The organism is Roseateles sp. L2-2 (assembly GCF_050613215.1).
Classification (GTDB): domain Bacteria; phylum Pseudomonadota; class Gammaproteobacteria; order Burkholderiales; family Burkholderiaceae_C; genus Roseateles; species Roseateles noduli.
This window is the reverse complement of the sequence record NZ_CP192509.1, coordinates 4,475,240-4,497,606: the sequence shown is the minus strand read 5'-3', so window position 1 is coordinate 4,497,606 and position 22,367 is coordinate 4,475,240. Positions and strand designations below refer to the sequence as shown.

At 69.3% G+C, this 22,367-nt stretch carries 16 protein-coding genes; 13 read left to right on the top strand and 3 right to left on the bottom strand.

Going from position 1 to position 22,367, the window contains the following annotated elements:
- Positions 1–166 precede the first annotated feature (166 nt).
- The 10 genes from ACQZ13_RS20025 (at position 167) to ACQZ13_RS19980 (ending at position 14,116) form a co-directional block, all read left to right on the top strand.
- Entirely contained in the window at positions 167–2,419 is a 2,253-nt protein-coding gene (locus ACQZ13_RS20025; protein WP_431047464.1) for a hypothetical protein, read from the top strand.
- Positions 2,420–2,604: 185 nt separating this feature from the next.
- A complete protein-coding gene (locus ACQZ13_RS20020; RefSeq protein ID WP_431047462.1) occupies positions 2,605–3,486 on the top strand; it encodes a peptidyl-prolyl cis-trans isomerase in 882 nt (293 codons plus the stop codon).
- A complete protein-coding gene (locus ACQZ13_RS20015) occupies positions 3,483–4,502 on the top strand; it encodes a HupE/UreJ family protein (protein ID WP_431047460.1) in 1,020 nt (339 codons plus the stop codon). The genes ACQZ13_RS20020 and ACQZ13_RS20015 overlap by 4 nt, the downstream gene beginning before the upstream one ends.
- A 40-nt stretch (positions 4,503–4,542) precedes the next feature.
- Entirely contained in the window at positions 4,543–5,172 is a 630-nt protein-coding gene (locus tag ACQZ13_RS20010; protein WP_431047458.1) for a putative 2OG-Fe(II) oxygenase, read from the top strand.
- A 5-nt stretch (positions 5,173–5,177) separates the two neighbouring features.
- Complete coding sequence (locus ACQZ13_RS20005) at positions 5,178–7,934, top strand: fused MFS/spermidine synthase (RefSeq protein ID WP_431047456.1); 2,757 nt, start codon at positions 5,178–5,180, stop codon at positions 7,932–7,934.
- Positions 7,935–8,101: 167 nt separating this feature from the next.
- Positions 8,102–9,172 (top strand): hypothetical protein, encoded by a 1,071-nt coding sequence (locus tag ACQZ13_RS20000; RefSeq protein WP_431047454.1) that lies wholly within the window; start codon positions 8,102–8,104, stop codon positions 9,170–9,172.
- A gap of 4 nt (positions 9,173–9,176) precedes the next feature.
- On the top strand, positions 9,177–9,554 hold the full coding sequence (locus ACQZ13_RS19995) for a hypothetical protein (RefSeq protein WP_431047452.1): 378 nt from the start codon (positions 9,177–9,179) through the stop codon (positions 9,552–9,554).
- A gap of 336 nt (positions 9,555–9,890) precedes the next feature.
- Positions 9,891–12,002 carry a TonB-dependent receptor domain-containing protein gene (locus tag ACQZ13_RS19990; RefSeq protein WP_431047450.1) on the top strand — a complete coding sequence of 704 codons (2,112 nt, stop codon included), beginning with the start codon at positions 9,891–9,893 and terminating at the stop codon, positions 12,000–12,002.
- 685 nt (positions 12,003–12,687) lie between these two features.
- Positions 12,688–13,047, top strand: a complete 360-nt coding sequence (locus tag ACQZ13_RS19985) for a hypothetical protein (RefSeq protein ID WP_431053308.1) — start codon at positions 12,688–12,690, stop codon at positions 13,045–13,047.
- Positions 13,048–13,756: 709 nt separating this feature from the next.
- Positions 13,757–14,116, top strand: coding sequence for a hypothetical protein (locus ACQZ13_RS19980; protein WP_067281747.1), 360 nt, complete (start codon positions 13,757–13,759; stop codon positions 14,114–14,116).
- A gap of 111 nt (positions 14,117–14,227) precedes the next feature.
- Here the strand turns inward: ACQZ13_RS19980 and ACQZ13_RS19975 are convergent, their stop codons facing one another.
- From ACQZ13_RS19975 to ACQZ13_RS19965, 3 genes are all read right to left on the bottom strand, one after another.
- Entirely contained in the window at positions 14,228–16,831 is a 2,604-nt protein-coding gene (locus ACQZ13_RS19975; protein WP_431047448.1) for a penicillin acylase family protein, read from the bottom strand.
- Between the two features lie 142 nt (positions 16,832–16,973).
- Complete coding sequence (locus ACQZ13_RS19970; RefSeq protein ID WP_088405464.1) at positions 16,974–17,123, bottom strand: hypothetical protein; 150 nt, start codon at positions 17,121–17,123, stop codon at positions 16,974–16,976.
- A gap of 90 nt (positions 17,124–17,213) precedes the next feature.
- Entirely contained in the window at positions 17,214–18,185 is a 972-nt protein-coding gene (locus ACQZ13_RS19965; protein ID WP_431047445.1) for a DUF2968 domain-containing protein, read from the bottom strand.
- A 296-nt stretch (positions 18,186–18,481) separates the two neighbouring features.
- Between ACQZ13_RS19965 and ACQZ13_RS19960 the strand changes: the two genes are divergently transcribed.
- The 3 genes from ACQZ13_RS19960 to dusA all read left to right on the top strand — a co-directional run bounded on the left by ACQZ13_RS19960 (position 18,482) and on the right by dusA (position 22,358).
- Complete coding sequence (locus ACQZ13_RS19960) at positions 18,482–19,165, top strand: MEDS domain-containing protein (protein ID WP_431047443.1); 684 nt, start codon at positions 18,482–18,484, stop codon at positions 19,163–19,165.
- Positions 19,166–19,372: 207 nt separating this feature from the next.
- Positions 19,373–21,244 (top strand): ATP-binding protein, encoded by a 1,872-nt coding sequence (locus ACQZ13_RS19955; RefSeq protein WP_431047441.1) that lies wholly within the window; start codon positions 19,373–19,375, stop codon positions 21,242–21,244.
- A gap of 10 nt (positions 21,245–21,254) precedes the next feature.
- Positions 21,255–22,358: a tRNA dihydrouridine(20/20a) synthase DusA gene (gene dusA, locus ACQZ13_RS19950; RefSeq protein ID WP_431047439.1), complete on the top strand. Its 1,104-nt coding sequence runs from the start codon at positions 21,255–21,257 to the stop codon at positions 22,356–22,358.
- The last annotated feature ends 9 nt before the right edge of the window (positions 22,359–22,367 follow it).

Sequence of the window (22,367 nt, the reverse complement as noted above, 5' to 3'; positions counted from 1 at the left end):
TCCACGGGTTTCCCGCGTCCCTGGTTTCAGGGGACGCGTTTGCGGGTGTTGCCACGGCGCTGTCACGGCTCGGTCAAGCCGGCTTTCTACGCTGCGCGTGACTTTTTCCTCATCCGGTCCTCACCCGATCCTTACCCCGTCCTCGCGGACACCTGGAGCACCCACCATGCGCTTCCCCTTCGCCCGACGCGACGTCGCCCTCGCGGCGCTTGCCGCCCTCGGCTCCCTCTCGCTGAGCACCGTCTCCGCGCCGGCCGCCGCCGCAGGCAAGACTCCCGGCCGCTACGTCAGCGGCGACTTCCACAACCACACCACCTGCTCGGACGGCTCGATCTCGATGCAGAAGCTGGTGAAGAAGGTCACCGACAAGCAGGACACCCCCTGGGGCCTGGACTGGTTCGTGCAAGCCGGCCACGGCGGCAACGGCAACCGCAACTGCACGCTGGTGGAGGACGCCTCGCTGTCCACGCCGGCCTATCCCTTCGTCCAGGGCCAGGGCCCGACGACGACCTGGACCGCCAGCATCGGCGCGGCCGCGATCAAGGGCGACGGCGGCGGCATCGGCGGCAACGGCAACATGTGGCGCTGGCAGTCGATCCAGGAGTTCCAGTACCCGGTCCTGGAATACCTGTCGGTCGCCAAGAACCTGCCGCTGTTCATCGGCATGGAATCGGTGGTCGCCGGCCATGAGCACACCTCGATGTCCATCGTGACGGGCCAGATGCCCAACGGCATCGACAACACCACGCTGCCGGCCAACGGCAGCTTCTCCGCGCTGGGCAACGCCGACGCGCTGGCGCAGTGGTCCTACTGCTTCGACCGCGGCGACACCGACCGCAGCCGCGGCAACGTCACCGGCTCCAACGTAGGCAACAACTGGAACTGCGCCGTCCCGGGCAGCAACAGCGCGTCCGACGTGAGCTGGAACGCCCAGGCCCAGAAGCTGATGCCCGCCGGCGGCGCCGGCACCGGCACGCGCGGCCACCTGAAGACCGTCGAGGCGCTGAAGTGGATGGCCCAGTACCACCCCAACGCCAGCTACTACGTGCCGGCCCACCTGGAGCGCGCCGGCCCGTTCTACGCCGACGGCAACCAGGGCTTCAACATCGAGCACCTGCGCAACTTCAACAACGCCGCCCCCGGCATCGCTTTCGGCTTCGAGTCGCAGCCGGGTCACGGCGCCTCGGCCAACCGCGGCGAGTACCAGGTCAACCGCAACACCTTCGGCAGCGAGAAGGTGGACTCGGTCGGCGGCACGACCTTCGGCGGCACCGGCGTGTATGCGGGCGTGGTCGGCGGCGTGTGGGACGCGCTGCTCGGCGAAGGCCGCAACTTCTGGTTCTTCGCCAGCTCCGACTGGCACAACCGCGGCAGCTTCGGTCCTGACGACCGCCGCTCGACGCAGGACTTCTACCCCGGCGAATACCAGCGCACCTACGCGATGGTCCGCAACGGCAGCGACAAGCTGCGTCCGCAGGCCATCGTCAACGGCCTGCGCTCGGGCAACGCCTGGTCGACGACCGGTCAGCTGATCGACCGCCTGGCCGTGGTGGTCTGCGCGTCGTACGCCGGCCCGGGCGCGCGCAGCAGCGCATCGGTGGAGCAGCTCGCGCTGAACGCCGCCTCCGGCAACACCGACACCGACGTGACCGGTTGCGCCACGATGGGCGAGAAGCTGGTCGTGCGTCCGGGCGCCGAGCTTGTCGTCGCCGTGGCGGTCCGCGATCCGGCCGGCACGAACTACTCGCCGTACAGCTTCCCGAACCCGTCGCTGAAGCAGGTCGGCATCGACCAGCCGATCAACCAGCCGGTGCTGGACCACATCGACCTGATCCGCGGACTGGTCAGCGGCCTGCGCGCGCCGGGTTCGGCCGACTACGCCGGCGAATGGCCGCGCAACACCAACTGGCTGCGCACCGACGGCACGACCACCGGTCTGGCCAGCGTGCCGGCCGCGGCGAAGAACACGACGGCGGCGGTGATCCGCACCTTCAATGGCGCCGGCTCGACGCCGTGGGTCAAGGTGATCTCGGGCGCGGACAGCACGCAGTTCCTGAAGATGAGCTATCGCATCCCGGCGGTCACGGCCTCGCAGTACGTGCGTCTGCGCGGCACCAACCTGCCGGCCTCGGTGCCCTTTGAGACCGACGGCAGCGGCAACCCGCTGGCCGACCTGTACACCAACGCCAACGACTCGACGAAGCTGCGCATCGCGTGCACGACGGTGGGCACCAACGTGCCGGCCAACGGCGCGACCTACACCGGCACGACCATCGACGGCTGCCCGAACCACCTGCCGACCGTCGGCGGCGTGAAGTACGTGGCCTACGACGTGGCGGCCTGGTCGGACCTCTGGTTCTACAGCAACCCCGTCTACATCGAGGTCTCCGGTTCCACGCAAGTGGCGGGCGTCAAGTAACCGTCGCAGCCCCGCTTCGGGCGCCTCGCGTCGTTGCAAATCCTCGCCATAGCTGGGCTATGGCTCCGGTTTGCGCCTAGCGCCGCATCCCGAATCGGGGCCGCGCCGGTCACTTGACCATTGGCGCCGCACGCATGGTCGTGCGGCGCATTTCCATTTTCAGAAGTGATCCGATTGCCATGTCGATGACGATGCCCCCTGCGACCGAAACACGCGCTGCTTCCACCTCTTCCTCGTCGTCCAAGCGCGCTTGGCCCGCGTGGACACGCGAACCGCTGCTGCACTTCCTGCTGCTGGGCGGCGTGCTGTTCGGCGTGGACCACGTGCTGGTCAGCCGCGCGGACGACCCGATGCGCATCGTCGTCGGCGCCGAGGTCGACGCCGAGGCGACCCAGGTCTTCACCGCGTCGCGCGGCCGCGCGCCCGACGCGAAGGAGCTCGCCGCGCTGCGCCAGGTCTGGCTGGACAACGAGGTGCTGTACCGCGAAGGCCTGGCGCTGCAGCTCGACAAGGGCGACACGGCGATCCGCGAGCGCGTGATCTTCAAGTCGCTCAGCATGATCGACGCCGGCGTGAAGCTGCCGCCGGCCGACGACGCGCACCTGCGGGGCTGGTTCGAATCGCACCGCGAGAAGTACGACGATCCCGCGCGCTTCGACTTCGAGGAAGCGGTGCTGCCCGGCGACGCCGACGAGGCGGCGCTGCGCGCCTTCGCCGCGAAGCTGAACGCCGGCACGCCCGGAACCTCCGATGCCGGCGCGGGTCTGCGCGTCTTCAAGGGCCGGCCGCACGCCAACCTCGTGCAGAGCTACGGCGCGGATTTCGCGAAGGCGATCGAGTCGTCGACGGTCGGCGAGTGGCGCGTGTTCCGCACCGTGGAGGGCGGCCATCCGGCGTGGCGCGCGATGCGCCTGGTCTCGACATCGCCGGCACGACCCGGCGACTTCAACGTGCTGCGGGGCGTCGTGCTGCAGGACTGGACCGACGCGACGCTGTCGGAGCAGCGCAGCGCCGCCGTGCTCGCGCTGAGCCGCAAATACACGATCAGCCGGGAGGCGGTCAAATGATCCGCTGGACGGGACGGATCCTCGGTCTGCTGTTGGCGGCTCTCGCGATGACCGGCGGGGCCGCGCAGGCGCACGAGATGAGCATGGCCGAGATGCAGGTGCGCGAGACCGCGCGCGGCGAGTTCATCTGGCAATGGACGGCAAGCGAGAAGCGTGCCGCCGACGAGGTGCTCGCACCCGCGTGGCCCGAGGGCTGCACGGCGGAGGGGCTGAACCTGCATTGCGGCCAGGCGGGCCTGACGGGCACGCTGACGATGGAGGGCGTCGGCCGACAGTACTCGGCGGCGCTGGTGAAGGTGTTCTGGATCGACGGCCAGACCAGCGTCTACACACTGACGGCGGGGCAGCCGTCGGTGCAGTTGTTCGGGTCGGCGCAGGACAGGCGCGGCATGGGCGAGATCGCCCGCGCGTACACGCTGCTGGGCGTCGAGCACATCCTGGCGGGCATCGACCATCTGATGTTCGTGATCGGGTTGCTGTTCCTGGTGGGCTTCCGGCGCCAGCTGCTGTGGACGATCACGGCGTTCACCGCGGCGCACAGCCTGACCCTGGGCATGAGCGCGATGGGTTGGCTGCAGCTGCGCCCGCCGCCGGTGGAGGCCACGATCGCGCTGTCCATCGTGCTGGTCGCCTGCGAGGCGCTGAGGCCGTCGCGACGCGGCCAGGACGGTGCAAGCAGCACGAGCGGCACGGGCGGCACGAGCAACGACGGCGACACGCTGGCGCGGCGCTGGCCGGCGCTGGTGGCCTTCCTGTTCGGACTGGTGCACGGACTGGGCTTCGCCGGCGCACTGCGCGAGATCGGTCTGCCGGAGAACCACCTGCTCGTCGCGCTGCTGACCTTCAACGTCGGCGTCGAGATCGGCCAATTGATGACGGTGGGCGCGTGCTGGGCGCTGTGGCGCGTGGCCGGCCGCTGGTCGTGGACCGCCCGGCTGCGCACGGCGCTGCTGTACCTGATCGGCTCCGCGGCGGCGTACTGGTCGTGGCTGCGCATCGCGGCGATCGTCGGCTGAGGGGGACGACCATGACCACGACGAAGACAAGACCACGACCATGAGCGCCCCTGAAACCTTCAGCCTGTTCCCGACCCCGGTGATGCGCGTGCCGGGCGCCTTGCCGCCGACGCTGGTCGCGGCCCTCGTGGATCACTTCAGCACGCAGGCCATGCGGGACAACAACAGCTCGACGAAGCTGGTGCACACGCGGATGCTGCAGCCGGGCGACAGCCCCTTGCTGGTCGATGTCGCCGCGCTGCTGGCGGGGCCGCTGTCGGAATTCGGCGCGCTGCTCTTCGGCGAGCGCATGCCCTGGGGCGTCAAGGAACTGTGGGTCAACGTGATGGCGCACGGCGGCCATCAGGCCATGCACAACCATGCCAACAGCTTCGCCTCCGGCATCGTCTACCTGACGGGCACGGACGATTCGTCGCGGACCGTGTTCATGAAGTCCCCGGGCGGGACCGATTTCAGCTTCAAGAACGACCACCCCGGCATGGTCGCGGGGCCGTTCAACGCGGAGAAGTGGATCAGCCCATCGCCGTCGCCCGGTGACCTGGTGCTGTTCCCGAGCTACCTGATGCACGCCGTGCCGCCCAACGAGGGCCAGACGCGCATCAGCCTCGCGTTCAACGCGATCCCGGCGCGGCTGAACTCGTGGGGCTACACGGTCGGGTTCAGCGGATGACGGTGATGTCGCCGCCGCCGTCCGGCGCGTCCGCGGACGCCTCCGCCGTCGGCTCGGCCACAGCGGCGACGCGCCAGCGCGCGGGCGGGGTCGCGCTGGCGCTGATGGGCTTGTCGGGCTTCGCGGGGCTCGGCTACCAGATGGTCTGGACGCAGCAATGCGCGCTGTGGCTCGGATTCGAGGCGGCGGCCGTGCTGGCCGTGATCACGGCGTTCTTCGGCGGGCTCGCGCTGGGCGCGATCGCCTTCGGGGGGCGCATCGAGCGGTCGGCGTCGCCGCTGCGCTGGTACATCGCGTGCGAGGCGGCGATCGGCCTGTGGGGGCTGGCGCTGATCGTGCTGATGCAACCGACGGGAGACGCCGTCGAGCACTGGATCGGCGCGGAACCCGCGGCGTGGTGGCAATGGACGGTGACCTTCGGCGCGAGCTTCCTCCTGCTGCTGCCCGCAACCGCCGCGATGGGCGCGACGCTGCCGGCGATCGAGCGGATCGTCGGTGCCGAGGGAAAACGCTCCATCGCCGGCCTCTACGCCGCCAACACGCTCGGCGCCGTGCTCGGCGTGCTGCTGGCAACGTTCTGGCTGGTGCCGGCGTTCGGCCTCGCGGCGACGGCCGGCGTCTGCGTGGGGATGAACGCCCTGTGTGCGGTCGGCGCATGGAAGCGGCTCAACTCCGAACGGCCGAGCGCGGCCCTGCACGATGCATGGAGGCTCCCGTCCGGGACCTCCACGCACCGTTCCGGTCCCGCCAGCGCTCGCTGGCCCCGGGCCATGGCCTTGATGCCGCTCGCGCTCAGCGGAATGCTGGGCATCGGGTACGAGGTCGTCGTCGTGCGCGTGCTCAGCCAACTCAACGAGGACACCGTCTATACCTTCGCATTGCTCCTGGCGGTGTACCTGGTCGGAACCTCCCTCGGCGCGGCAGGCTACCAGCGGTGGTGGCGACGATGGGGGAAGCGACAGGAAGAGGACCGGCTCTCGTCGTTGCTGCCCGGTGTCCTCGGCGCGACCTGCCTGATCGGCCTCGCCGCGCTGTGGGCGGCGCCAGCGCTGAAGAACGGCGCGATGAACACGCTCGGCACGGGCTTCGCGGCGGCGCTCGGCGCGGAGGCGCTGCTCGCCGTCGCCGCCTTCGGTCTTCCCACGCTCGCCATGGGCGCGTGGTTCAGCCATCTGAGCGCGCAGGCGATGGGGCAGGGCATCGCCTTCGGACGCGCACTCGCGGTGAACACGCTGGGCGCTGCCATGGCCGCGCCGCTGTTCGGCGTCGTCGTCACGCCGTGGATCGGTCCGAAGGCAGCCCTGCTGCTGATCGCCGGCGGCTACCTGGCCGCAGCCGTAGCCGTGGCCGGATCGAAGACGTGGCGGCATCCGACGGCTTCGCCGACGCCGACGCCGATGCCGACGCCGATGACGGTGGCGACGACGGCGTTCGTGACGATCGTGCTCGCATTGATGACCGTCTTCGGCGCACCGCTCGCATTCGTCGATGTGCCCGACGGCGCACGTCTGGTCAGCTATGCCGAGGGCAGCATGGCCTCGGTCAGCGTGGTCGAGGATGGCGCGGGCGTTTCGCGACTGCGCATCAACAACCGCCAGCAGGAAGGGAGCAGCGCGAGCCTGTTCGTCGACGGCCGACAGGCCTTGTTGCCGGTGTTGCTGCATCCGGCGCCGCGTCGCGCGCTGTTCCTCGGACTTGGCACGGGCGCGACGTCCGGCGTCGCGGCGCAGGACCCGACGCTGCAGGTCGACGCCGTCGAGCTGCTGCCGGAGGTGATCGACGCGTCGCCGCTCTTCACGCGAGCCCTGGGGCTGGACGGCGCGATGCCGCGCCTCGTCGCCGCGGACGCGCGGCGCTTCGTGCGCGCTTCCGAGACGCGCTACGACGTGATCGTGTCGGACAACTTCCATCCGGCTCGCAGCGGCTCCGGCGCCCTCTACACCCGCGAGCACTTCGCCGCTGTGCGCGAGCGCCTCGCGCCGCAGGGGCTGTTCTGCCAATGGCTGCCGTTGCATCAACTGGACCTCGACAGCTTGCGCAGCGTCACGCGCGCCTTCGTGTCCGTGTACCCCGATGCGATCGCGGTGCTGGCGGCGAACAGCCTGGAGACGCCGGTGATCGGACTCGTCGGCCGGCGCGATATAGAGACTTCGAGAGCTTCGGCATCGTCGACATTGGCGGCCTGGCACGCGCGCGTCGAAAGGGCACCAGCGCGCCGCGATGGCCGATCGCTGGCCGACTTCGGCCTCGACGACGAATTCGCGCTGCTCGGCAGCGTCGTCGCGGGCCCCAGATCTCTCGCCGCCTTCGCCGGCCAGGTGCCGATGAACACGGACGACCGCCCGATCGTGGCCTACCTCGCACCGCGCCTCGTGTATGCACCGACATCGACGCCGAAGGAGCGGCTCTTCGAGTTCCTGCATCGGGTGAGCGCGTCGCCGTCGGACATCGGCGTGCAATCGCCGGGCGATTCACGTCGACTCGCTGCGTACTGGCAGGCGCGCGATCGATTCCTGGAAGCGGGGCGGTCCGCGCGTCCGGTGGCGGACCCTGCGGTGATGCTGGCGCAGGTGGGCGGGCCGCTGCTCGAAGCGGTGCGCCTGAGTCCGGATTTCCGACCCGCCTACGACCCGCTGCTGCAGATGGCCGTCGCGCTCGCACCGCGCGATGCGGCGACGGCCAGGCGCGTTCTTACCGCGCTGCGCGACGCGCAGCCCGCGCGCCCGGAAGCGGCACAAGCTCTGCAAGCCATGGGGCAGTGATCCTCGTAGTGGCGCTGGCAATGGCTCTCATGAGTATGTGCAGGGGGACTCACCTACTCGAAGTGATTTCCCCATCGATTCGCCCTTCGAGGGGAATCGACAAACGCGCTTCTGATTCGACACTGCATGCCTTCCCGGGTCGTGGATCCGGATGCAGGAGTGGCTTGATGACGATGAATGTGCAATGGGAGCGGGCGAGCAATCTGGTGATGCGCCTGCCCCCGGTAGGCCCGCGACCCGTGGCGGAGTTCGACGAGGTGGTGGCGTTGTTGGCTGAGCCGACAGCGTTGTTCGGCCCGGCGTCAGACGTTTGCGACGGCACCTGCGCCGGTCGATCGGTGAGCAGGAACTGGTCTCGAATCGCGGAAGATCTTCGCGCCGTTCTGAATCGATGCAACCTTCGTCATTCGCATGCGATCCAGATGTTGCAAGTGGCGGCGCAGGTGCTGGCCGAGCATGCATTGAAGCTGTGCAATTGTCCTCCGCGAGTGACGATGTCACCACGCGGACTCTCTACGCCATCAGTGCGTTATGAGTTGCAGATCGATGCGCCCGAAGCTGTCGCGCGCGACGTCACGGAGTCGTACCTGGCGCGCTTGACCGCGATGGATCTCCAGAACGAAGGGGTGCGGATTTCCTTCAATGGAAACGGGGAGGGCGGTCAGCGAGACAAGGCTGTGCTGGAACGTGCGCGCCGAGTGGTGGCGGCCCTTCCGCCATTGGCGCCGAGGCCTCAGATCAACTGCGCCGACCTGGCCGCGGTCTTGCTGGAGCCAAGCTCACTGTTTGGAAAGCCGACCACGTCCAAGTGCATCTCCTCCGAAGAAGGGGGCATGCTCGACGCAGAAACGCTGGCCGAAGTTCTGTATCAGATCACGTGCACCCATAACGTGGTGTGCTCGACCATCATGGAGCTGCTGCAGATGGCGGCCGCCTTGGCGCGGGAGCGGTCGTTGCGGATTCGCGATGGCCGGAGTTTCGAGATCCAGATAACGGATTTCGAGGATGAGGAACTCAGCCTCCGACACATCCTGTGCCTCGATGCGACCAGCGACGTCGCCGATAACATCGATGACGAATTGCTGTGGCAGCTGTGTGAGCTTGACACCTGCCGCAGCGGCTTCGAATTTTCCTTTTCTGGTGAGCGGATGCAGAAGGATCGTCAGCGCTCGCGCGACGTCATGGACGATCAAGATCCTATGGGGGAGGGCGCACGAGATGCCAGTGTCCTGCCGTGACTTCTTGAAGCAAGCCAAGGCGTTGGAGGCGTCTCCAGAGGCCAACCATCGCCTGCTTGTCGGCCGCGCCTACTACGCCTGCTATCACCGGTGCCAGGAGTGGGAGAAGACACTGCCGCATCTGGGAAGCATCCGGCCGGACACGAAAGGCGTCCACCAAGAGCTGATTGACCGCCTGCAACGACCTCACCCGAGTTGTTCGCCGGAGCAGTTCAAGCGGTCCAAATGGTTGGGGAAGAGGCTTCTCAAGTTGCGCAATCTGCGCGTTTGCGCTGATTACCGGCTTGAGGATGAGCTCACTGAAGTTCAGACGAAGCTTCAGGTCGAAATGGCTGAAGCTGTCTTCAATCGATGTGACTGGGACCGCAGTCAAATCCGCTGAATTGAATGGACAACACTGCTGCGATGGTCGACGCAAACCCTGACCCCGTTGCCGCCTACGGCGCTGTTCGCACAAGCCCCTTTCCCCTTCACGGCTCGTTCACAAGACGGAAGTTCTGCTGCTACACTTTGTTGAGAATAATTCTCATCCGTTCTGTAAGTGTTTGAAGTTAAAAAGCAAAATCAGTCCTTCCGTCAAGTTCGAAGCTTCCCACGGTTCCGCCTTCTTCCCCTCATCAGCACCCTGATCGCGTCCGCCGCCTGGGCGGACGAGGTGCTTGCAACGAGTCCCGCGAGCGCGGCGCCCGCGCCAGCGGCGGCTGCCTCAGCACCCACCGTGACGCTGTCGCAAGTCACCGTCTACGGCGTGCGCAGCGTCGCTCCGGGCAAGACCACGATCACCCCCAACGAGATCGAGCGCCAGCAGGCGCTGACCGTCCAGCAGCTGCTCGACAACCTGCCGGGCGTCGACCTCAACGGCAGCTTCCGCCCCGGCGGCCAGAGCCTGAACATGTGGGGCTTCGGCGATGTCGAGGACATCCGCGTGCAGCTCGACGGCGCCAACAAGGGCTTCGAGAAGTACCGGCAGGGATCGATCTTCATCGAGCCCGAGCTGATCAAGCGCATCACCGTCGACAAGGGCGCGCACTCGGTGCGTTACGGCAACGGCGGCTTCGGCGGCACGGTGCTGGTCGAGAGCAAGGACGCCGAAGATCTGCTGCGCCCCGGCGAGCGCCTCGGCGGTCTGGCCAAGCTCGGCTGGGCGAGCAACGACGACCAGCGCATCGTGTCGGGCAGCGTCTTCGCACGCGCCGAGCCCGGCACCGCGCTGCCCTGGCAGTTCCTGGTCGCCGTCACCGGCCGCGACTCCGGCAACCAGGAACGCGCCGATCACACCGTCTACGAGTTCTCCGAGACCCACAGCCGCTCCGCGCTCGCGAAGCTCACGCTGCAGCTCGGGGAGAGCCGGCTGACGCTCTCCGACATCGAAGGCCGCAGCAAGGCCTGGGCGCCGTTCGCCGCCAAGCGCGACGAAGTGCCCGCGCCGACTCCCGCCGAAATCGCGAAGTACGGCGAGCGTGAAGCCTGGCTGCGCAAGGTGCTGTGGCGCGACCAGACCGACCGCACGCAATCGCTGCTGTGGAGTTACGCGCCCGCGTCGCAGCCGCTGCTGGACCTGCAGGTGCGGCTGTCCCAGTCGTCCAGCCGCCAGGACGACCAGCGCCCCGACAGCATCACCAGCGACTTCGCGGCCAGCCTCGGCAAGGAGAGCCACGCGACCTACCGCGATCGCCAGATCGACGTGACCAACACCGCGCGTTTCGACCTCGGCGGCGTCACGCACGCGCTGGCCACGGGCCTGCAGGCGCAGCGGCATGACCGCGACACGCTGATGTTCCTGCACACCCGCACCAAGGACGCCAGCTACAACTACGGCTGGCTGCAGCCGTACTACATGCCGTCCGGCGAGCAGCGCACCGTGTCCGGCTGGGTGGAGGACGAGTGGCGCGTCGGCGCCTGGACCGTCACGCCGGGCCTGCGCTACGACCAGGTCCGCACGGCGGGGCAACCGAACTTCGCGCCGCGCTACAACGATCCGGCCGCCGGCCACGACTACCGCCCGGTCTATCACAGCGGCTGGTCGCAGCACCTGTCGGCGAAGTGGCAGGCCACGGCCGCCACGGCGCTGTTCGCGGACGCCGGCAAGACCTGGCGCGCGCCGGTGATCGACGAGCTTTTCGAGGCCCAGTCCGCCGCGAGCAGCGCCTCGGCGACCAGCCGCGGCCTGCGCAAGGAGCGCGTCACCGCCTTGCGCGGCGGCCTCAAGCACGAACGCACCGACTGGCTCAGCGGCGGCGACGCGCTGGCCGCGACCTTCACCGTGTTCCGCAACCTCGTGCACGACAACATCCACAAGCGCTTCGGCATCTTCGTGGAGCCCGGCACCGAGCGTCCGCCCAACCTGCCGTTCTACCGGAACCTGCCCGGCTACCGCAGCGAGGGCGCGGAGGCGGAGACGCACTACGAGCAGCGACGCGGCTTCGCCAGCGTGTCGCTGGCCTGGATGCGGGGCGAGCACCGCGGCTCCATCCGCGATCCCTGGGCGACGAAGAACCAGCCGCTGATCGACATCGGCGCGCCCAAGGCGGTCGTCGTGATCGGCGGGAAGTGGCCGTCGCTGGGGCTGGCCGCCGGGTGGCAGGGCAAGTTCGTCGCGGCGCAGAACAAGGTGCCGGACGACGAGGTCGTGCCCTACGCGCTGCCGCCCGCCAAGGGCTACGGGCTGCACGGGCTCTTCGCGCAGTGGCAGGGGCGCGGCGCATGGGCGGACACGAAGGTGCAGCTTGCGGTGGACAACCTCTTCAACCGCAGCGTGCAGCCTTATCTGGCCGAGCAGGTCTTCGCACCGGGGCGCAACATCAAGCTGACGCTCAGTCGGCGGCTTTGAGCCCACGCCATGGCATCGGCTCCCATGAGCCGACCGTCCTCTGCCTTGTGATCTTTGGCACGGGATGACGAGTTGAGAGGGGCGCTGCGCATCGCGCAGCGAACGCGGTCCGGCAGCGCCGGCACACATGCCGCGTTCGGACGATCGCAAGGTCGTCTCCTCCACTCCTCGGAAAGTCCCTATGAGCAGAAGCGGCGTGCGCGTCGTCGACCTGACCGCACGGTTGGGTGAACTGGCGTTGCATCAGATCGGTGCGGTCTGGACCCGTGGCGCCGTGCGTCAGACCGTCTCGCTGGGCGGCCTGTCGGGCGTGCCCGCCATCGACTGGGTCCGTCCCCCGTTCACCAACGACGACCTGAATGCGCCTGACGGGCCCGTCGCGCTGGTGGTGATCCTGGGCCCCGGCTTCGTCCAGCGCGCCGTGGACCTGATGCGAGGCGCCTGGGCTGCCGAGGTGCCCAGCGTGCGCGTACTGCTCCTGCCCGGCGCCATCGTGGAAGACCTGACCCTGTCGCCGATGGTGACCGCGGACACACCTTCCACCCAGGTGCTGCGTCTGCCCGACAGCAGCCCGGACGCGCTCTGGTTCGTGTTGATCGAGGAGATCAACCGGCTGTCGGCACGGCACGGGCCGCACGCCCTTCACGCTTCTCCCACCCCCACCCCCACTCTGCATGAGGACACCATGAGCAATCTGAAGCAATCGATGGACACCGCGATGACGATCGACGGCGCGCTCGCCGCCGCGCTGGTCGACCACCGCAGCGGCATGTGCCTGGCCCAGGCCGGCACCGTCATGAACCTGGACCTGGCCGCCGCCGGCAACACGCAGGTGGTGCGCGCCAAGCTCAAGACGATGGAATCGCTGGGCCTGCGCAAGGGCATCGAGGACATCCTGATCACGCTGGGCGACCAGTACCACCTGATCCGTCTCGTGCCCAACAACGCCGGCCTGTTCCTGTACCTGGTGCTGGACAAGGCCAAGGGCAACCTGGCCCTGGCGCGCTACAAGCTGACCGAGATCGAGCGGTCGCTGCAGGTCTGAGGCGCTTGGGTCCCGCAGACATCGAAGGCTTTGGAGGAAACGGGCGCTGGGCGCCCGGATGCACCGTGCCCCGTCATGGCGGTCGTGACCTTCGGCACACGGAACGCCCGTAGCAAGCCCTGACCCCTCAAGCGTGGGGGCGCGTTCTGCAAGCGCTTTCTCCACACTCCGCGACCAGCGGCCGAAGAGTCGTCTCCTCCACTCTCGGGACCCTTTCATGAGCAGATCCGGTGTGCGTGTCGTCGACATGACGGCCCGCCTGGGCGGCCTGGCCATTGGCCAGACCGGCGCGACCTTGTCCACCACGGAATCCCGCCAGGCGATCGCGCTGAGCACGACGCCGGGCATGCCCACCATCGACTGGGTGCGTCCGCCGTATCCCAACGACGACCTCGCCGCCGCCGACGGTCCGGCCGGTCTGCTGGTGATCGTCGGACCGGGCTCGGTCCACGGCGCGCTGGACCTGCTGCGCCGCGCCTGGGCCGCCGAGGTGCCGGCCGTGCGCCTGCTGCTGATGCCCAGCGCCATCGTCGAGGAGATGACCCTCGTGCCGATGGTGACCGCGGCCACGCCGACCACGGTGCTCTACCGGCTGCCCGACAGCAGCCCGGAGACGCTGTGGTTCGTCCTGATCGAGGAATTCAACAAGCTGACGAGCCGCTTCGGGCTCGACTCCCTGCAACCCGCCCCCTCCCTGAACAAAGACACCATGAGCAATCTGAAGCAGTCCATCGACGCCGCCATGACCATCGACGGCGCCCTGGCCGCCGCGCTGGTCGATTTCCGCAGCGGCATGTGCCTGGCCCAGGCCGGCACCGCCGTGAACCTGGACCTGGCCGCCGCCGGCAACACGCAGGTGGTGCGCGCCAAGCTGCAGACCATGGAGTCGCTGGGCCTGCGCAAGGGCATCGAGGACATCCTCATCACGCTGACCGACCAGTACCACCTGATCCGCCTGGTACCCAACAACGCCGGCCTGTTCCTGTACCTGGTGCTGGACAAGAACAAGGGCAACCTCGCCCTGGCCCGCTACAAGCTGACCGAGATCGAACGCGCGCTGCAGGTCTGATCCGGACCTTCCACCGCCCGATCGCTCCCGCGATCGGGTGCCACGGCCGGCCGCGCCGCCTCGATGTCGAGGCGGTCGGCCGGCTGTGTCGTTGTGGGCCCGCGTGCCGGGTTACTCGCTGATCGTCTTCGTCGAGAAGGCCGTGTCCTTGGCGATGTCCGCTTCGGAGAAGGGCACCTTCTGCCACTGCCCGGCGCTGTAGGCGCGCGTGTAGTCGCTGTAATGCGCCGAGGCCGGATCGTCCGACTGCGAGAAGGTCAGGAAGGTATAGGCCTCGACGTCACCGGCGGGGAAGCGCACGACTTGCAGGTAGCTGTTGGCGCTGGTGGCGGTGTTGAGGTCGTAGCCGCCCTGATCCAGCCGGCTGAGCGCGCAGGCGACGGTGTAGTAGCCCTGCGGCTGGCCGCAACCGCCGAACAGCGGGATCTTGTCGGTGCCGCGCGTGGCGAAGAGCGTCTCGCCGCGCGTGGCGTTCATCGCGAAGCCGCTGGCCTGCACGCGCACGATCGCCGCGCCGAAGGCCTGCTGCAGCGTGGTCTTCACGGCGGGGTTCAGGTCGCGCGGCGTGTGCAGCGGATCGGCGCTGCTGAAGGGCACCGCGAACAGCGAGGCCTCCGGGATGCGAGAGGCGCGCGTCCAGAATTCATCCCACAGGTGCGCGCCGCGTGACGCGAGCAGCGCCTTGCCGTCCCAGGCCTGCAGCACCGCGCAGGCCTCGGTCGGATCGACGGTGCGCGCCGGACTGAAGGTCTCGCCGGTGGCGGGATCGCCGCTCACGGTGAACGCCGTCGGCGGCGCGCAGAACATCGCGACCGTCTGGTCCCGGAAGAGCTCCGAGGTGAGCGTGCGGCTGTTGAGCACCATGGCGCGCACGGTCTCGCTGGTGGCCTTGTTGCCGGCGTAGCCGTCGGTGCCGGCCAGCCGCCCCTGCGCCAGCAGATGCGCCAGCCGCGTGCGGAAGCTGATCGACGCGGTCCCCGCCGGGCCGAGGATGTCCGGGAAGCCGGTCAGCGGCGCGGCCGTGTTGGCGAGCCAGTAGCTGTCGTTGCTGTTGAGCACGTAGTCGTCGCGCAGCAGGCTGGGCATGCGGGCGGGGCCGAGCGCACCGGGCTGCTTCGAGTCGGGATCGCTCTGCCAGTCGCAGCTGCTCTTGGACCCGTCGAGCACCGGCGTGCGCGGCAGCGCGGCGCTGAGCGCGGTGGTCAGCGGCGTCGCGCAGCTCGTGAGCTGCGAGGCGGAGACGTTGGGCATCGCGCCGATGTCGGCGTACCAGGCCTGGGCGCTGCCGCGCGCGACGGCGACGGTGTTGACCCAGGGGATGGCGGACTCCTCGCGCTGGATGGTCTGGAACTCCTCGAGCGTCTTGGCCTGGCTCCAGCGCATCCACACGCGGAACACGCGGAAGTTGTCGCCGTTGATGTCCCGGATCGCGAAGGCGGTGTTGGTGTTCCAGCCCAGCGCCGCGTTGAGCGGGGCGAGGTTGACGATGGGGCCGTACTGCGACTCGTAGAGCGTGCGCGACACCGGCGCGACGCTGCCGTCGGCCTGCTTGACCTGCACGGTGATGGCGCGGGCGGTCATCTTCACGGCGGCGCCGTCGCGCTGGTAGCTGGTCGGGTCGCCGGGCGTCAGCGTGAGCTGGAACAGGCCGTAGCGGCGCGCGGCGGAGACGGTGTGGCTCCAGGCCACGTTGTCGTTGTAGCCGATGAGCACGATCGGCTGGGCGAGGAAGGAGGCGCCGGCGACGTTGAGTTCGCCGGGCACGGTCAGGTGCGCCTGGTAGAAGCGGTCCGGGCCGCGCCAGTACCAGTGCGGATTGCCGAACAGCAGCGGGCTGGCGTCGCCCGTGCCCGCGGTGCCGAAGCCGATCATGTTGCTGCCCACGCCGTCGTTGCCGCCGACCTGGAAGTCCGGCAGATGCGCGGTGGCGATGGTGATCGGCTGAGCTGCCGCGCTGCGTGCGCGCCGCCCTGCGTGGGATGCGTTGGACCTGCTGGCCGTTCCTGCGGTCGCTGCGGCCGACGCGATCGTGGCTGAGACTGTCGAGGACTTCGAAGCCATCGTGGGCGCAGCCGCCGCAGGCGCCGTCGCATTGGCGATCTGCGCGACGAAGTTGCTGTAGCCCGCCGCGAAGTGCGCGGCGTACATGCGGCGGAAGATGTCGGTATCGGTGACGGGCGCGACCCAGGCCTCGCCGCGGCAGGCCGTGTGGGCGGTGGCTTCGGCGCCGGCCTTGATCTCGCGGACGTAGCGGTTGTAGCCGGCGGCGAAGCCCGCGACCATCTGCCTGAGCTTGTCGGGCTGGGCGGCGATGAAGCGCTGCATCACCTCGTCGTTGAGGACGTGGCGGTGATAGAAGTCCGAGTCGATGTTCTTCGGCTGGCCGATGGTGCCCTGGAAGGGCACGACCGCGTCGGCGCCGAAGTGGCGGGCGCGTTCGCCGCGGAAGGTGAGCATCGCGTTGGCGATGGTGCACAGGTCGTCCTGCGCCTGCGCATAGCCGTAGCCGTAACCGGCGCCGCCCCAGTCGGGGGCCTTGATGTGGGGCACGCCCATGGCGGTGCGGCGGATCTCGGCGCTGAACTTCGCGGCGGGCGTGCCGCCGTCGCCGTCATCGTCGCCGCCGCAGCCGGCGAGCAGCGCGGCCGAACCCACGGCCACGGCCAAGGTCAATGCATACAGCGGGCTCCTGCCGCGTCGAACTGAAAGTCGCATGTCTTGTCTCCCTGTGCTCTGCTTAGCGGCACGCCGGGGCGGGCCGGTTCGGCTCAAGCATAGAGGCGCGAGAAAGCCGAAGTCGTCGATGCGACCTTGACCGCCGGGAAATTGAGGGGACGTCGGTTCGCCTCGTCGTCCATCAATGCCGCTTGAAGTACTGCACCTCCCGCTCGTGCTTCTCGGCGGCTTCTCGGGTATCGAAGGTGCCGAGGTTGCGGCGTTTCCCCGTCTTGGGATCGGGGTTGCGGGAGTACAGGCGGTACTGCCCGCTGCTGAGCTTGCGGATCATGGCGTGCTCCTGAGGCGCGATGGCCGTGAAGGCCGATGCTTGGAGTCTTCGCCGTTCCCCGATCGGTGTCTGTAGGACGAGGAGCCGCCGCTATCGCGACGCCGACGACATCGCTCCGGCCGCGCGCCCCGGCAGCAGCGAAGCCCGCTTCTCGGCCTGCCGCACGTAGTCCTCGTAGGCGCGGGTCGCTTCGGCGCTGTCGCGGCTGCGCAGCATCGCCACCACCGAGCCCTGGCGCGTGAGGGACACGAAGTACTGCGAACTCTCCGCGCTCCAGACCAGGCGCGCCACCTCGTCGCCGAAACGCGCGCGTCGCAGCGTCTCGACCTCGGCGCCGGCCACGCGCAGGTCCCCGCGCGAATTCACCGCCTCGCCTGTCGTCGCGGAGATCTCGCGCGCGGCCATGGGCGTTTCCGCCTTCGGGGCAGGCGCGCGCGCAACGGCTTCCAGTTCAGGCACCGGGTTCGTCCGAAGTGGCGGTGTCATTGGCGCAATCGGGGACTGAACGGCCGACTGAACCGGAGATTGAATCGTGGGCGGCGTGGCGGGCACCGGAGTCGGGAAGACGGTCTGCGGCGGCGGCACGGGCGACGAAGGGATCGTCGGGGTCGACGGGAGCGCGCCGGCCGCCATGACCAGCGGGATGCGCGCCGACGGTGCGGGCTCCACGGTCATCTGGCCCAGCAGCACCGGTCGTCCGACCTCGCCGAGGCCGGCCATGCGGCGGAAGCTGTCGTAGCTGCGCCAGGCCTCGGCCTCGTCGGTGGCGGTGAGCGTGCGCCGCACCGTGCCCTGCTGCGTCACGGCGACGTAGTACTTCTTTGGGAGAGTCGTCCGCGCCCAGACCTGGATGGCGATGTCGCCCGTCTCCGCATGCCGCGTCAGCGTCACCGTCCGGGCCGTCATGCGCTTGCGCAGGTCGGCGATGTCGAGGAGCTCGGACTTCGCGAGGTTGGATCCCGGCTCCGATCCGGTGGACCCGGCCGAGGCAGCCCGGGCTGCGTTCGTCCTGGCTGTCGCCGTCGCGTTGTCCTGCGTCGCCTGCGCCGACGACGCAGCCATCCCCGCCGCGATCAGCAGCGCAAGGACGGGGAGACCGCGGCGGGAAAAGCCGCTGGCGGAGCCGGACGGACGACGGGACGGGAACATCGGAAAAGGGCAGGGAGACCGCGGAGCCGCGGGGATGTTACGACGGACGCAAGGCCCGCCGTCGCCGCATTCAGGGGCTCCGACGCAATTGGACACAAGCCTCTGCCTCGAACGAGGGGTGACAGACGCCTCGGCATGCGCCAGGCCGGTCGTTGTCGCGCCGGGCCTACACTGCGGGGCGGGCCGTTGGGGTCTGACAGGGGACTCTCATGTGCAACAGAACGTCCATCCTCCCGGCGCTGGAGTCGATGCAGCCCGGTGACCACTACTGCGGCATCTTCCGCAGCGACGCGGATCAGCGTCGCATCACGGTGGATTTCGTGCGCCTGGGGCTGGAGCGCCGCGAGCAGATGCTCTACCTGGTCCATCTGCAGACCGCCGAGCGCCTGCGGGCGACCCTGCTGGAGGCCGACATCGACGTCGATGCGCTGATCGCCAGCGGTCAGCTGGTGGTCCAGGCGGCCAAGGACGTCTACCTCGTCGACGGCGTCTTCGATCCCCGCAAGATGATCGAGATCCTGGGGCAGGAAACGACCCGCGCCATCGAGGCCGGCTACACGGCGCTGCGCGTCACCGGCGAGATGTCCTGGGCCCTGGAAGGGGACCCCGGCACCGAACGCCTGGTGGAATACGAGGCGCTGCTCAACGAGTTCTACGCCACCGGCGCGCCGACCTATTCGATCTGCCAGTACGACCAGCGGCGCTTCGACGCGGAGCTGCTGCTGGACGTGTTGCACACCCACCCCCGCGTGCTGCTCGACACCGAGGGCATCGACAACTCGACGATGTATTACGTGCCGCCGCAGGCCTTCCTCGCCGTGGACCGCAACGGCGGGATCCTGGAAACCCGCCTGGCCAACCTCACAGGCAGCGCGGCCGCACAGCCGGCGTGACCCGCGGCGGCGCATTGAACTTCGAGCTGACGTCCTTCGTCCAGGAGCTGATGGCGCTGCGGCGCCCGCAGGACCTGCTGGAGCACGCCCGCCGCGCGGCGGCCGAGGTGTCGGGACGGGCGAGTCTTCGCCTCGCATCTGCAGCCGGGACGCAGTTGGGAGCAGGCGACCCTCGCGCGGGCCGATCACGGCGACGACCGGTCGCTGGTGCCCGTCCGCTCCGCCCTGCATGCGCTGCATCGCCGCCTGTCGATGGCCGGCGGCCCGGTGCGGATCGAGCGGGAGGGTGGGACCGCCTCGATCTTCCAGGCGCTGTTCCCGCGCGGAGAGCGCGCCCTCGGCGTGGTGCCGCTGCGCAACCGCGCCGGGCGTCTGACCGGCGCGCTCGTGGTCGGACTTCCTGGGCCCGAGGTCTGTCCAGGCGGCGACCCTGTCAGCGATCCCGGCAACGATCCCGGCGCCGGTCTTGGCCTTGGCCTGGCGGCAGACGCCGTCGCCACGCTGACCACCATCGCCGCGCTGGCGGGCTCCGCGTTGGAGACCGCCTGGCAGCACGCCGCGGCGCTGCGAGACCAGGAGCGCATGCAGCTGTTCTCCGAGACCACGGAGGAAAGTCTCTGGGATTGGCACGTCGCCCTGGACGACCTCTGGTGGGGCGGCCATGTCGACCGGCTGTTCGGCGGCGTGTCCCGCTCGGCCATGACATCCGATTGGCGCCGCACGCGCGTGCATCCGGACGACGCGGAGCGGGTCACGCGGGCCTTCGATGCCGCGCTGCGCGGCGAGGCGTCCGCCTGGAACGCCGAATACCGGCTCCAGGACGTCGACGACCGCGCCGTCCACGTGCGCGAGCACGTCTACTTCCTGCGCGAGGCCGACGGACGCGCCCACCGCGCCATCGGGACGGTGCGCGACATCACCGCGCTGAAGTCGCTGCTGCTGCGCGAGACGGCGGCGCGCGCCGACGCCGAGCGCGCCAGCGGCGTCAAGGACGAGTTCCTGGCGATGCTGGGCCACGAGCTGCGCAATCCGCTGGCGCCCATCGTGTCGGTGCTGACGCTGCTGGAACGGCGCGCCGGAGCCCCGGACCGGCAGCTCGAGATCCTGCGCCGCCAGACGCAGCACCTGATCCGCCTGGTGGACGACCTGCTCGACGTCTCGCGCATCAGCAGCGGCAAGATCGAGCTGGCCCTGCGCCGCACGGACATCGGGTCGCTGGTGCACCGCGCGCTGGAGATGGTGCATCCCCTGATCGAGCAGCGGCGCCACCGGGTCGTGCTGGCGCTCGAGGACGGACTGGCGGTCGACGTCGATGCCGCGCGCATGACGCAGGTGCTGTCCAACCTGCTGGCGAACGCGGCGAAGTACACCGAGCCGGGTGGCCTCATCACCGTCTCCGCCCGGGCCGATGGCGACGAGGTCGTGACGACGGTCCGCGACAACGGCATCGGCATGTCCGCCGAGGCGCTCACGACCGCCTTCGACCTGTTCACGCAGGGCCGGCAGGCGCTGGACCGCGCGCAGGGCGGACTGGGCCTGGGGCTCAGCATCGTGCGCAACATCGTGAAGCTCCACGGCGGCACGGTGACGGCGCGCAGCGACGGCATCGGCCAGGGATCGACGGTGGAAGTCCGGATGCCGGGCTCCGCGTCGTCGCCCGAGCCGCGGGCCGTCGCCGCCCCGGCGTCATCGCCCGCCGTCCCGTCGAGGGAACTGATGGTGATCGACGACAACGAGGATGCCGCCAACCTGCTGGGACAGTTGCTGGTCGACCAGGGGCATGCGGTGCGGGTCGCCCACCATCCCGCCGACGCGCTGCGCCTCTTCGCGGAGCGGGCGCCCCAGGTCGCCTTCATCGACATCGGCCTGCCGACGATGGACGGCTACGAACTCGCGCGGCGCCTGCGGGCGCAGACGCGCGGGGAACGGCCCCGGCTGGTCGCGCTGACCGGCTACGGCCTGGCGTCGGACCGGGCGAGGGCGCTCGCGGCGGGATTCGACGAGCACGTCGTGAAGCCCGTGTCGCCGGAGCGGCTGGAAGAGCTCATCGCGCAGCTGACATCGCGGGTCGCGGGATAATCCGTCCCCTATGTCCGCGAAGCTGTCCGCGACGTCGCTGTCGACGTCCTCCTCGAAGTTGTCCCCCTGGCGCCTGTCCGTCGCACCGATGTTGGACTGGACGACCGCCGACTGCCGCTATTTCCACCGGCTGCTGACCCGTCACACGCTGCTCTACACCGAGATGGTGACGACCGGCGCGATCCTGCACGGCGACAAGCCGCGGCACCTCGATTTCAACGAGCAGGAACACCCGGTGGCGTTGCAGCTCGGCGGTTCGGAGCCGGCCGATCTCGCGGCCTGTGCGAAGCTGGCCGAGCAATGGGGCTACGACGAGGTCAACCTGAACTGCGGCTGCCCCAGCGAGCGCGTCCAGCGCGGCGCGTTCGGTGCCTGCCTGATGGCGGAGCCGGCCCTGGTGGCCGACGGCGTCAAGGCGATGCGCGACGCGGTCGGCATCCCGGTCACCGTCAAGCACCGCATCGGCATCGACCGGATCGAGAGCTACGACTTCGTCCGCGACTTCGTCGGCCAGGTCGCCGACGCGGGCTGCGAGGTCTTCCTCGTCCACGCGCGCAATGCGTGGCTGCAGGGCCTGTCGCCCAAGGAGAACCGCGACATCCCGCCGCTGCGCTATGAACTGGTCCATCGCCTCAAGCGCGAGTTCCCGCATCTGACGATCGCGATCAACGGCGGCCTCAAGACGGACGACGAGATCGCCGCGCAGCTCGACCATGTCGACGGCGTGATGATCGGTCGGCAGGCGTATCACGAGCCCTGGCAGATGGCGCAATGGGACCAGCGCTTCTTCGGCGAGGCGCAGGCGCCGGTCGCGAGCCGCGAGGCGGTCGAGGCGCTCTGGCTGGACTACCTCGACCGGCAGGTTGCGCTGGGGAGACCCTGGTCGCAGGCGATGCGGCACGCGCTCGGCCTGTGGAACGGCCTGCCCGGCGCGCGCCGCTGGCGCCAGGTGTGGTCGGACCACAAGCTCAAGGCGATGGCGCCGCGCGAGGTCGCGAAGCTGGCGACGGACGCGCGCCTGCAGGCCGCGGAGATCGCGATGCAGCACCCGGCGTTCAAGCCGCCCGTGGACGCCTCGGCGCTTCCGGCGGCGGCCGCTCCTGTCACGAACTGACCGCGCGGC